The organism is Moraxella sp. CTOTU47579 (assembly GCF_032004885.1).
GTDB classification, from domain to species: domain Bacteria; phylum Pseudomonadota; class Gammaproteobacteria; order Pseudomonadales; family Moraxellaceae; genus Faucicola; species Faucicola tetraodonis.
In genome coordinates this window covers 143,603-156,614 of sequence record NZ_DALZOJ010000002.1, presented here as the reverse complement: position 1 = coordinate 156,614, position 13,012 = coordinate 143,603, and the positions used below count along the sequence as shown (strand labels likewise).

The window sequence follows — 13,012 nt, the reverse complement described above, 5'->3', positions numbered from 1 at the left end:
ACGCATTGGCAAGATTTAATTCACTATAACTTGGTCTTAAAATCACCTACACTAACACTAAGACCCAATACTAAGACTAAATCAAAATTTTTGTCGCTTAACTACCCACCACACTGCTCATTGACTATGAAAAAACCAACCAACCATCTTGCTTCCCGCACTGAGCGTCTTGCCAACTATCAATTACCGTTTCAAAAAAAGCTGCAGCAGTTACAGCAATTGACGAACGATGTTCGCAGCGCTTGGCAAAACGTGTTGCCTCAAGAGGTCTTAGCAAGCTTACAAGTGATTGCTTGTGAATCGTTTAGACTTGTGGTGAGTACGAACAGTCATACCCTTGCCAATCACCTCAATTACAACCAGCAGCACCTACTATCAACCCTGCAAGCGTTCGACAACAATTTTCATCAATTTAATCAGTTACGTTTTCGGGTGGTGATTGTCAAAGCTATTCATGGCTCGCAAATGCCAGGTTTACAGTGTAATCATAATGTTAGCAATGTAAAGAATTGTGAGCTAAGCGAATTTACGAAGCGAAATATAACACAGCTATGTGACCTTGTCACGGATAACGAGCCACTTAGAACGGCGTTACAAAAACTGATAAAAGACTAAAATAGCCAAGTTACAATGTAACTTTATGTAAATTATGTTGCTGATATCGCAAGATTTATCAATAGATTAATGGCTTATGCAAGTGAAAGTAAAGATATAGGAATAAATTTACAATCATCCTCGTAGATAAAGATATCTTTTTTTTTATTTTTAGTGCGCTTATAGTAGCTAGTGGCTAAAAAAAGATATCCAAAAAATTAAATGATAGAATTGGGGGGTTGGGTTTAATTAGTGTAATAAAATGATAACTTCTTGATGAAAAAATGTTACTAATCAAACAATAGGCAAAATTTTTTGATTAGTAAAAATGCACAATAAAATTAATAAATTTAAATAAATCTAGTTAACATTGTCATTATTTGTTACAACTTTATAGTTATTTTCATCGCTAAATAAAGCCTGTAACAATTTATTATTGAGCGCATGACCTGATTTATAAGCGTAAAATTCACCCAAAATTTGGTGCCCGGCAAGGTATAAGTCACCAATCGCATCTAGTACTTTATGGCGTACAAATTCATCGTCAAAGCGTAACCCTTCAGGATTAAGTACGCCGCTATCATCTAAAACAATGGCGTTCTGCATACTGCCCCCCAGCCCTAGGTTATTGCTTTTTAGGTACTCAATATCTTTTAAAAAGCCGAATGTGCGCGCTTTGGCAATATGCTCGATAAAATTGCCTTCATTAAAATCCAATTTAAACTTTTGATGTGAGCCATTAAACGCAGGGTGATTAAAGTCAATTTGGAAATCTAACACAAATCCATTGTAGGGACGAAATCCTGCGACTTTATCCTCCACGCGAACCTCAATCGGTTGTAACACTTGAATATAGCGTTTGGCAGACGTTTGCTCGGCAATACCCGCTTGCTGCAATACTTGTACAAATTCGATGGCACTACCATCCATGATTGGAATCTCAGGGGCGGACACTTCGATTTGTAAATTATCAATTTGAAGCGCAGCAATTGCACTCATCAAATGCTCGACTGTCCCAATGCGCTGACCTAGCTCATTGGTGAGATTTGAGGACATCATGGTATCGGTTACCGCATGATAGATAGCGGGAATGGGCTTTGCCTGTGCCACATCACTACGTAAAAATTGAATCCCATAGTCAACGGGTGCAGGAGAAAAGCGCAGGTGTACAGGGTTACCACTATGTAAGCCGATGCCTTCAAGATTGATGGGTTGTTGAATAGTACGCTGCTGCATAATGCCCCCTAGTAGATTGCATTCATCCTTAGCCAAAGCTAGGTTGATATAATTTGTTACATTTGGCTATTCTACCATTGTCCCTTTCTACATCATAGTGATGCTTGATTGATTTTATCGACCTTTATGATTGACTCCATTGATAAAAAAACCTCACAACAATTAAGCTGTGAGGCTTTTGAAAAATTATACGGTATCTTAGCGATTTTGCTGGCGACGTAGATAGTCTTGAATACTGTTGCCTGTGCGTTGTGGCTGCGAGGATTGCGGTTGTGCTGGCGCAGGCTCGATAGCTTGCTGTACAGGTGGCTGAGGTGCAGGGATGGATTGTGGTATATCACGGCGTGCCGCATACGCAGGTTCATGCGTGCCTGCTTCCACTTTGTGGGTGCTAGAGGCATCTGAGACAAAATCTCTAGCTGGGTGCTTTGGGGTATTATCTAGCGTAAGACCGGTTGCCACCACGGTCACTTGGATTTCATCGCCCATGTCTTCATCAAATACCACACCGTAGAAGATGTTGGCTTCGTCAATATCCACCAAGCTATGCACTTTTTGGGTGATGCGTTCTTGCTCTTCAAAATTGAAATCTGAGCTAGCCACCACGTTGACCAATAGACCTTTGGCATTTTTAAGTAATAAATTGTCAAGCAATGGGCTTTTGATGGCTTTTTCAGCAGCGATCTCAGCGCGGTCTTCCCCACTGCCTTTACCGATACCCATCATCGCATGACCCCGTGAGGTCATTGCCGTGCGAATATCGTTAAAGTCGATATTAATAAAACCATCTTTTGAAATCATATTAGAGATACCTTGCACCGCTTGAAGTAACACTTCATCGGCTTTTTTGAAGGCGTCTTTCATAGAGATTTTGCCATACACTGTCATCAATTTATCGTTGGGGATAGTGATGATGGAGTCGACAAAGTTAGAAAGCTGCTCAATACCTTCTCTAGCCACTTTATTACGTCTGCCACCTTCAAAGGTAAATGGCATGGTCACTACCGCAACGGTCAAAACGCCCAGCTCTTTGGCAAGTCTGGCGATGACTGGGGCAGCGCCTGTACCCGTACCACCGCCCATACCCGCGGTAATAAATACCATGTCAGAATTTTCTAACAATTGGCGAATTTGTTCTTCATCGCTCTCGGCTGCTTCACGCCCTACTTCTGGGTTGGCACCTGCGCCCAAGCCGCGGTTGTTATTTTTGATACCGAGCTGGATTTTATTGGGCGCTGACAGGCGGTCAAGCGCTTGTCTATCGGTATTGGCACAGACGAAGGTAATGCCTTTTACACCATTTTGTACCATGGTTTCAACGGCATTGCCACCGCCGCCACCGACACCGATGACGGTTAAACGGGCTGAATCGGCAAATGTATCAGTGTGATCTTGTACAATACTAAACTTCGCTTCCATAATTGAAAATCTCCGTATACTGTCAAGTAGGCTTGAGCAGCATAAATAGCAAACATATTAAATTAAATATCAATTAAATCATTACACAATTAGTGGATTTTAGAGTTAATCATAACATGAGCACTCTTAAAATACTAAATATCTCTTTTTTAGAAAAATTTACCAAAAAATTTATTCACAGTTTTGAGTTTTTCTCGCATGGGCTTAACTTGCAAAGAGTCAGGTGAGCTTTTCTCGCTATGATGAAACGCCTCACTTTGACTATATAACAGTGTGCCAAACGCGGTTTGGTATTTACGCTCACCAATCATTGCCGCAATGGTGCGAAGCTTGTCATCATCACCATATTGGGTATAAGCAGAAATCGCTGAGTGTTGATTGACCTTGTTTACTTTATTGGCAAAGATTTTTTTGGCTAATGGCAATAATCCACGCATTTCAGCACCACCGCCCGTGATCACATAGCCTTGTTGTAAAAACTCACTTAGCCCTTCTTTATCCAGCTCTTTTTTAATATGACCTAAAATACTGATATAGCGGGCTTCCGTGACTTCAAGGAGCTCAAGCATATTAATGGTTTTTTCATCGTCATGCTGTGAACGCTTGATGGTAAAAAATTGGCTTGAATCAATCCCATGACGATCGACATTGGCTTGGGATTTTTTCATATTCTCTGCTTCAGCAATGGTGACGTCTAGCAGCATAGAGATATCCAGTGTCGCGTGATGTCCGCCTTCGGCAAAACAATGGGTATAAATCAGCTTATCTTCACGGTAAACGCAGATACTGGTCGTCGATGCCCCAATATCAATCAGACATACGCCATGGTATTTTTCTTCGGGTAATAAGCCGTATTCGGCGGTAGATACCGCATCAAATAGCATTTGGTCAATACTAACATCACATTCTTGCAGCAGTTGCTGCAAATTTTGGCGACCTTTGACCGGCATCATCATCAGATGATAGAGCACCATCAAGTCACTCGCTTGCATCCCAATCGCATCATCAATCATCTCAGCATTGCCATCTAGGGCAATACCTTGCTGGGCATAATGCATCAAATACAAATCATCTTGGAGATGTTTGGTTTTGGCTTGGGTTAGCGCGGCAACCACGTCTTTGGCTTGTACGATATCGTGTTTGATTTTGACTTCGCCCACACTATTGACGCTTTGCAAATCTGGGGTAGAAAAACTAAGCCAAACACTGTTGACACGGCAATTTGCCATGTCTTCAGCGTTTTGAATAGATTGTTTGATGGCAGATTTTAGGCGTTCGCGGTGGCGAATGGTACCTTGCGAGAAATCATGATTTTTGACAGTAGATAAACCGATAATACGAATATCTTGCGCACTGTGGATTTGCCCAATCACAGTATGAATAGCAGTAGCACTTAGGTGGACGACGACGATCAGATCTGGCTTTTTCATAGAACACTACAAAATTATATTTCACCTAATGGCTGGGGTAGGCTGGCGTTTTTAAGGCTTCAGTTTTTGAATCGGTTGTTGAGTTGGCATCGGTCACCGGTTTAGTATCATCCGATTTATTAACGACAGTTGTATCACTGGCTTGCTGTATCATAGGTCGTTTGGTAATTGCCATGCCATTTTTATAGCGTAAATCCACCGTTTGCAGCGTTTTAAGCTGTGGTTTAAGCTGATTTTGTAACATGATGCTCAGTCGATACAGTTTTTCTGAGGTATTGTCATTATCAACCAGTACCCGAAGTCCGTTATCAAAACGAAATAGCCATGCCATTCTGGGCGTTACAATGACTTCTTCAATTTTTATACCCAGTGGCATAAACCAATCACTGACTTGCTTGATTTGCTGCATCATGACAATGGCATTTTGGCTATCGCCTTGTAGCTGCATTAGGCTGGTATTATTTAGGTCATTGCTATCGGCAGGTTTAAATACCATGCCATTGGCATCGACTAAACGCTCACTACCAAACTTGGCAACGGCTTGGCGCGGTACGACATTGACCACAATACCTTGTTGCCAATCGCGGCGCACATCGGCTTGCCCTACCCAATCTACTGTCTCAAGTTTTGCCACATAGCTTTGCAAATCAGCCTTGAGTAAATTTGTGTCTGCTTTTTCGCCCAATAATTGCTGAAGCTGCAGGGTTTGCTGGGTATTTAACCCTTTATGCTGCAAACTGATGGCTGCATTGGGTAATTTATTGAACACATTAATCGCCAAAGCCGCTAATATCAGCAACAATAACACAACGCCAAGCATTAACAACTTTGGCAGCAGCTGATGAAAGCGATTGGGGAGCGTAGTATCTAGAGAAGCAGTTGCCACAAATGAATTTGCCATATTGACCAATCATAACTCGGTCTAAAATTATTAATTACTAAAATCTCAACAACAAAAATCAAAATAACTAAAAATATTACAAGGATTTATGCTTAGAAGCATATCATAGCAAATTCAATGAAATGAATGGTAAATAGATAATACGCTTCTAGACAATTCAAGTACTTTTTTTGTAAACAAATATAAACGAAAATGACTTATTCGCTCAACGTTTGTTCTAAGATACGCACACATAGCGTCGCAAAATCCATGCCACGCGCTTTTGCTGCCATCGGCACCAGACTATGACTGGTCATACCTGGCACCGTATTGAGTTCAAGTAGATATAGCGTGCCTTCGTCATCTCGTAAAAAATCCACACGCGACCAACCTTTACCCCCAATGGCGGCAAACGCTTTTCTTGCGATTTGTTGCATGGTTTGTTCTTGCGCCTCGCTCAAATCTGATGGGCATTGGTAGACGGTATCATCACGATTGTATTTGGCTTCGTAGTCATAAAACTCAGTCGTTGGGATGATGCGAATACTGGGCAACACCTCATCACCGAGGATTGAGCAAGCATACTCACCGCCTGTAATGGCTTTTTCTGCCAAAATAGCGCCGTGGTATTGTTTGAGCTGTGGGTAGGTCTTGGCAAGCTCGCCCGCTTCTTTAATTTTAAAGACGCCAACACTACTGCCTTCAGCGGCGGGTTTGACAAACAGCGGCAAACCTAGCTGCTGTTCGATAGCAGTAAAATCAGTATTGTCGTCAAGCACGACATAGGGTACGTTTGGTAAATCTAACGCTTGCCAAACTAAGCGGTTGCGAAACTTATCCATGGCAATCGCAGAGGCTAACACGCCACAACCGGTATACGGAATATTAAAACCGTCTAGCACCCCTTGCAGGCTGCCATCTTCGCCAAAAGTGCCATGCAGCACATTAAATACGCGGTCATAGTCGCGCAGTTTTGAGATATCTGTTTCTTTGGGGTCAAAGTGATGGGCATCCACGCCTTTAGCGAGTAGCGCATCAAGCACAGCTTGACCACTCGTGAGTGACACTTCACGCTCGGCACTCCAGCCCCCACAGACAACCGCCACTTTACCAAATTGTTTGACATCGATAAGCTCTGACATATTGATTCCTAATTTTTTGTTAACCGAATTCATTGCTATAATTATTTCACACAAATTTTTAAACTATCGCTTGGCTATGACTTAGCTATGGTTTAGGTATGGCTTGCAATTTTAGCTCACTCATAAAATAATCGCCTGCTGGCAGTATGGGCAAGCTACAACAGCTTTTCAATACCTTAAGTTTCATAACCGCTTGCCGCGTGGTTTTTCAATCAAGCGGTTGTTCAATCAAGCCGTTATTTTTCAGTTAAAAATAAATTGTTTTTTGCCAAATCTAGACAGAGTTGACCCACGTTACCCGCCCCTTGGGTAATCAGCAAATCATTGCCTTTTAACATACTACCTAGCACCTGACGGATTTGATCCATGTCATTGATGTTTAGCATAATTGGCTCAACTTGTCCGCGGGTGCGGATGGTACGGGCAAGGCTGCGACTATCTGCGCCTTCAATCACCGCTTCACCTGCGCTATACACATCGAGTAGCATCAACACATCGACTTGTGACAATACGTCCACAAAATCATCGAAGCAATCACGGGTACGGGTAAAACGGTGAGGCTGGAAAATCATCACCAAGCGGCGATCGGGATAGCTTTGGCGAGCCGCTTTGATAGTCATTGCCACTTCGGTTGGGTGGTGACCATAGTCGTCAATCAATAGCACATCGCCTGCGCCATCTTTTACAGGGTAGTTACCATTGTTTTCAAAACGTCTGCCCACGCCAGCAAATTTTTTGACCGCTTGGCAAATGGCTTCATCACTGACACCTTCATCGGTGGAGATGGTAATAGCCGCTAAGGCGTTATAGACATTATGAATACCAGGAATGTTCAAAGTAATCGGCAGGGGCTCACGGTCTTTACGCAGTACGGTAAAATGGGTTTTGGTGCCGTCTGCCACCACGTCAATCGCTTGCACATCGTTATGTTTTTCTAACCCATAAGTCAACACAGGGCGCGCGATTTTATCAATCAGTCCGTACAACTCTTTGTCATCACCGCACAATACTGCTAACCCATAAAACGGCATATTTTGTAAAAACTGCACATACGCCGCTTTTAGTTTGTCAAAACTGCCGCCATAGGTTTCCATATGGTCTTGGTCAATATTGGTGACAATCGCTGCCATCGGGCGCAGCGATAAAAACGACGCATCGGACTCATCCGCTTCCGCCACCAAATAACGGCTTTGACCCAATGACGCGTTTTTGCCTGACGCGTTAAGTTTACCACCAATCACATAAGTAGGATCCAAACCCGCTTCGGTTAAAATCATGGTAAGCAGGCTAGTGGTGGTAGTTTTGCCATGCGCACCCGCTACCGCAATACCATGACGGTAACGCATCAGCTCACCTAACATATCGGCGCGGCGTACCACAGGAATACGTCCTGACAAGGCAGCTTGGATTTCTGGGTTGGTACGATCAATCGCTGATGACACCACGACCACATCGGCTTCACTGATGTTTTTGGAATCATGCCCGATAAACACTTGAATGCCCATTTGGGTCAAACGGTCGGTCACTGGGCTTTGTTTGATGTCTGAACCGCTAACCATATAGCCATGATTATGGACGACTTCGGCAATACCGCACATCCCTGCCCCACCAATACCGACAAAATGCACGTGGCGTATACGGCGCATCTCTGGGATTTCGACCACGCGCTTGGCAATTTTTTTGGTGACACGGTTGGTTTTTTCAGGTTTTTCAGGTTTTTCAGTAGATTGGGCAGTGGCAGTTTTGGCTGATTTTGACATAGACAGGCTCAATGATAAATGACTTATAAGTTGTAAAAATAATTAAGGTTTTAACTGGGATAAAATGGCATCGGCAGCCAGCTGTGTGGCATTGGGTTTGGCAAATTCACGTGCTTTTTCTGCCATCGCTAAGATTTGATGACGGTCGAGCTTGGCTAAAATGGCACTTAAACTCTCTGCCGTTAATTCTTTTTGCGGCATTAAAAACGCGGCGCCATGTTCTGATAGGGTTTTGGCATTGGCCGTTTGGTGATCATCGACTGCATGGGGCAGCGGCACAAACACCGCAGGCAATCCAACCGTGGCAACTTCTGTGACCGTCAGCGCCCCAGCACGGCAGACAATCACATCTGCCCAGCTGTATGCTGCTGCCATATCTTTGACAAATGGCAAAATCTCATACTGGGTTGATTGGAGTTGTGCTTCGCTATATACCGCTTGGGTAGCCTCTTGGTTGTTTTTACCACATTGATGCCGCACTTGCCATGGCTTGGCGTCTGGCAGACTTTCTAATTTTTTTAGCGTGGGCGCGATATGATTATTTAGTGCCTGAGCACCCAGAGAACCGCCAATGACCAATAGCTTTAAAGGGCTGGTATCATTGACATCGATACGGGCTTTTGGTGGCGGTACTTGTACGATAGCCTCACGTACGGGGTTGCCAACTGTCATCACTTTATTAGAAGGTAGTTCGGTGAAGGTATTTGGGAAGGCTTCTAACACTTGATTAGCAAGCTTAGATAGATAGTTATTACTCATGCCTGCGATGGCATTTTGTTCATGAATCAAAATGGGTATTTTACAAAATTTGGCAGCCAATCCGCCGGGTGCGGTCACATAACCACCAAACCCTACCACGATGCCGATTTTATTGGTTTTGATGATTTTGATAGCGGCTAATGTTGCTTTGAGTAAGGTTGACGGGGCTTTAAATAAGCGTTTGATACCGTTCCCGCGTAACCCCTGCATATTGATGGCATGGTAGGTAAAGTCGTAATGTTGTAGCAACTCATTTTCCATACCGACTAGGGTGCCGAGCCAATGCACTTGGGCACCTGATTGTTGTAACGCTTGAGCCACTGCAATCGCTGGAAACACATGCCCACCCGTGCCTGCTGCCATCATCAGCACGCGCGGTTTTTGCATCGTTGGCTCACTCATCTTATTATCCTTGACCAATCCAATCTAGGTGAGGTGGGGATTAAAAAACCCCGTATGACTGACCGTTTATCGGGAAAAACAATCACCATAAAAATGGCAAAATCATAGCATTATTTCACCCAATAATAAAGTAAATCACTTGAATTGCTAAGTAGCGCCAAGATTTTGCAACCATCGTATCGCTTTATATTCAAAGCGGCTGATTAGTTGTAACCGTTCTGTCATGAATCAGTCAAGCCACTGTCACATATCCCCTTTACCATACTCAGCATAATTGTTTCTGCATTATTTCAAAAAAATTTATTTCGTAGCCAACTGCTAACTGCTATCAGCAAGGAATTCACTCATGACTGAAGTTAACCAATTAAACCAAACCATTAGCCGCCGTAATGTCATTCGTTTTTTGGCAGGGGTGCCTGCGTTGCCACTTGCCACAGGCTCTGTTGCCACCTTATTGACAGGTTGTGGGAGTGATAGTGATAGTAATAGCACAGCAGGCATACTGAATAATACACGAAAAACCATCAAATCCACTGAGTTTGTTGGTATGGCTGCACCAAATTTATCAAATCCCGCCAATATGGCAACGGTGTATGTCGATTCAAAGCTAAAAGCAACCTTTGATGACAATACCACGACTGACTATAAGCTACAGTATCAACCGTTTTTTAAAACAGGCGATAAATTAAAAGACTTAAAGGGTAATGACATCATTGCAGGCGGCTATTTTGATATCTATAACAAGCCTATCATGGATAGCTCAGTGCTAGCCTCTACGCGCCAGTTTTTCTCTGATTGTCCCGATGGTTCTTCATTATTGACAGTTAAAGGCGCACGTGTTGCGGGTGTAACAGGTAATACCGTATTTGCGGTGGTGCAATTTGAATATACAAGTAAAGACCAAGCCGGCAGCAATACTTACGGTACACTACCTTCACCCATTGCGGTAGTGACACTTGACCAAAACCCACAAACAGGCGAACTCAAAGTCGTCAAATACCACAATGTGGATATGTCAAAAGTGTATGGGTTATGGATTACTTGTGGTGCATCCCTCTCACCATGGAATACGCATTTATCATCAGAAGAGTATGAACCAGACGCTTTCATGGCTAAAAGTAGCGACCAATTTAAAGCATTTAGTAAAAACTTATACGGTGATGAAACCAAAGCAAACCCATACCATTATGGTCATTTACCAGAAATCGTAGTCAACGCTGATGGGTCTGGTATCGCGAAAAAACATTTCAATCTAGGTCGTATCTCTCACGAACTGATTCAAGTGATGCCTGACCAACGTACTGCGTTGATGGGCGATGACTTCACTAACAGTGGTTTATTTATGTTTGTTGCCGATAAAGCAGCTGACCTATCTGCAGGTAACCTCTATGTTGCCAAAATCAGCCAAACGTCAGCCAAAGGTGGCCCTGCGGCTGCCAGTGATTTTAGCATCAAATGGATTCATCTAGGACATGCGACCAGCGCTGAAATCGAAGCCTTAGCCAATACAGTAGTACCAACCGATATCATGGATGTCAAATACACTGACCCGAATGATGCCTCTTACAAAAAAATCGGCTATGACGGGGCAAATAACTGGGTAAAACTTGCGCCAAATAGCAAATTACCGGCAGACAAACTCACCCAAGCGGCGGCATTTTTAGAGACCCACCGCTATGCAGCGCTGCAAGGTGCGTCAATGGCATTCACCAAAATGGAAGGCACCACGGTCAATATCAAAGATAAAATCGCCTACTCTGCCATGTCGCGCATTGAAAAATCGATGACCACAGACGAGTACGATGTCAAAGTGGCTCAGCTAAAATCAGGCGCAGTCTATGCCCATGAGCTTAAAGGTGGTCAGGTTGATAACAATGGTAAAGCGATTAACTCTGAGTGGGTCTCTACCCGTATGTATGTACCTGAAGGCTTAGCAGGGGAAGACATTGCCAAAGACGCGCTCGGTAATACCTCTAACATTGATAAAATCTCTTGCCCCGATAACCTAAAATTCTCTGAAAAAATGCGTACCTTATTTATCGGTGAAGACTCTGGCTACCATGTTAACAACTATCTTTGGGCATACAATGTTGATACCAAAAAATTAGCGCGTATCCTGTCAACACCAGCAGGAGCTGAATCTACCGGCCTACACGCGGTCGATGAAGTCAATGGCTATACTTATATCATGTCAAACTTCCAACACCCAGGTGATATGACATTTGTCCCCGCCGTTGAGACAGTGGTTCGCCCGCTCATTAACCAAAACTTCAAAGATGGCTACAGTGCTGCAGTGGGTTATTTGGCATTTAAAGCTTAATACCCTGCCAAGCGATGATATAAAAAACCCAGTCTATGACTGGGTTTTTTATTTTGCTTTGACAATGACAGCTAGTGAATTTGCGTTTTAATATGGGTTTCAATATGCGATTCAATAAACGCAATAAAATCCTCTGCGATATGCGTGCCGCATTGGTCGTCAATCTCACGCACGCAGGTGGGGCTAGTCACGTTAATCTCTGTTACTTTGCCACCAATCACATCCAAGCCCACAAAGTACAAGCCTTTTTGCATTAGCACAGGCGCCACTTGCTCAGCAACTTGGCGCTCTTGCGCTGACAATGGCATGGCGACACCACGACCACCTGCGGCTAGATTACCGCGCGTTTCGCCTTGGCTTGGGATACGCGCCAAGCAATAATCCACGGGCTTACCACCGACAATTAAAATGCGTTTATCGCCGTCCTTGATTTCGGGCAAGTATTTTTGCGCCATCACAGGCAAGCTTTCAAGCTGGGTTAGCATTTCAAGGGTTGAGCCAATATTAGGGCTATCGGCGGTCAGACGAAAAATGCCCATTCCCCCCATGCCATCAAGCGGTTTGACGATGACATCTTGATGGGTTTTGATAAAATCACGGATATGCGTTTGTTTGTTGGTCACAATCGTCGGTGTCATCAGCTCAGGGAATTGCGTCGCAAACAGTTTTTCGTTACAGTCACGTACGCTTTCTGGGTTATTGACTACCAATACACCTGCTCGCTGAGCATATTCTAGCAAGTACAGGCTATACAAAAACTGCATGTCAAACGGCGGGTCTTTACGCATCAAGATGACGTCAAATGCGCGAGCAGACTGCGTGGTTTTTTCCCCCAGCTCATAAAAATGTGCAGGGTCTTTAAACGTTTTGAGCGATTGGCTATCAATTTGCAATGCGCCATTATCGAGCCACAAATCGTGAATTTGGCAATAATGCGCCGTGTGACCACGATCTGCAATCGCCCACAGCATCGCGAGCGTGGTGTCTTTTTTGTAGTTGATGATGTGGATATCGTCCATGACGATCAGAAAATTCAGTGGTTTCATTTATGATCCTTGTTCAATTTTTAT

General features: G+C 43.7%; 10 protein-coding genes. 2 read left to right on the top strand and 8 right to left on the bottom strand.

Annotated features, from left to right (window positions below):
* Positions 1–126: 126 nt before the first annotated feature.
* Positions 127–615, top strand: a complete 489-nt coding sequence (locus tag RTP55_RS02010; protein ID WP_312383810.1) for a DciA family protein — start codon at positions 127–129, stop codon at positions 613–615.
* Between the two features lie 339 nt (positions 616–954).
* On the opposite strand, the gene lpxC is transcribed toward RTP55_RS02010, so the two are convergent.
* The 7 genes from lpxC to murG all read right to left on the bottom strand — a co-directional run bounded on the left by lpxC (position 955) and on the right by murG (position 9,622).
* Positions 955–1,833, bottom strand: a complete 879-nt coding sequence (gene lpxC, locus RTP55_RS02005; RefSeq protein ID WP_312383978.1) for a UDP-3-O-acyl-N-acetylglucosamine deacetylase — start codon at positions 1,831–1,833, stop codon at positions 955–957.
* Between the two features lie 195 nt (positions 1,834–2,028).
* Entirely contained in the window at positions 2,029–3,249 is a 1,221-nt protein-coding gene (gene ftsZ / locus RTP55_RS02000) for a cell division protein FtsZ (RefSeq protein ID WP_007116178.1), read from the bottom strand.
* A gap of 149 nt (positions 3,250–3,398) precedes the next feature.
* Positions 3,399–4,679 carry a cell division protein FtsA gene (gene ftsA / locus RTP55_RS01995; RefSeq protein WP_312383809.1) on the bottom strand — a complete coding sequence of 427 codons (1,281 nt, stop codon included), beginning with the start codon at positions 4,677–4,679 and terminating at the stop codon, positions 3,399–3,401.
* A 25-nt stretch (positions 4,680–4,704) separates the two neighbouring features.
* Entirely contained in the window at positions 4,705–5,580 is an 876-nt protein-coding gene (locus tag RTP55_RS01990; protein ID WP_312383808.1) for a cell division protein FtsQ/DivIB, read from the bottom strand.
* Positions 5,581–5,777: 197 nt separating this feature from the next.
* Positions 5,778–6,701: a D-alanine--D-alanine ligase gene (locus RTP55_RS01985; RefSeq protein WP_095356141.1), complete on the bottom strand. Its 924-nt coding sequence runs from the start codon at positions 6,699–6,701 to the stop codon at positions 5,778–5,780.
* Between the two features lie 236 nt (positions 6,702–6,937).
* Positions 6,938–8,347, bottom strand: coding sequence for a UDP-N-acetylmuramate--L-alanine ligase (murC, locus tag RTP55_RS01980; RefSeq protein WP_312383975.1), 1,410 nt, complete (start codon positions 8,345–8,347; stop codon positions 6,938–6,940).
* A 156-nt stretch (positions 8,348–8,503) separates the two neighbouring features.
* A complete protein-coding gene (gene murG / locus RTP55_RS01975; protein WP_312383804.1) occupies positions 8,504–9,622 on the bottom strand; it encodes an undecaprenyldiphospho-muramoylpentapeptide beta-N-acetylglucosaminyltransferase in 1,119 nt (372 codons plus the stop codon).
* Positions 9,623–9,968: 346 nt separating this feature from the next.
* On the opposite strand from murG, the gene RTP55_RS01970 reads away from it, so the two are divergent.
* Entirely contained in the window at positions 9,969–11,942 is a 1,974-nt protein-coding gene (locus RTP55_RS01970) for a PhoX family protein (protein WP_312383801.1), read from the top strand.
* 71 nt (positions 11,943–12,013) lie between these two features.
* On the opposite strand, the gene gshB is transcribed toward RTP55_RS01970, so the two are convergent.
* The gene (gene gshB / locus RTP55_RS01965) at positions 12,014–12,988 is read right to left on the bottom strand and encodes a glutathione synthase (protein WP_312383799.1); all 975 of its coding nucleotides are present in this window, start codon (positions 12,986–12,988) and stop codon (positions 12,014–12,016) included.
* Positions 12,989–13,012: the final 24 nt, after the last annotated feature.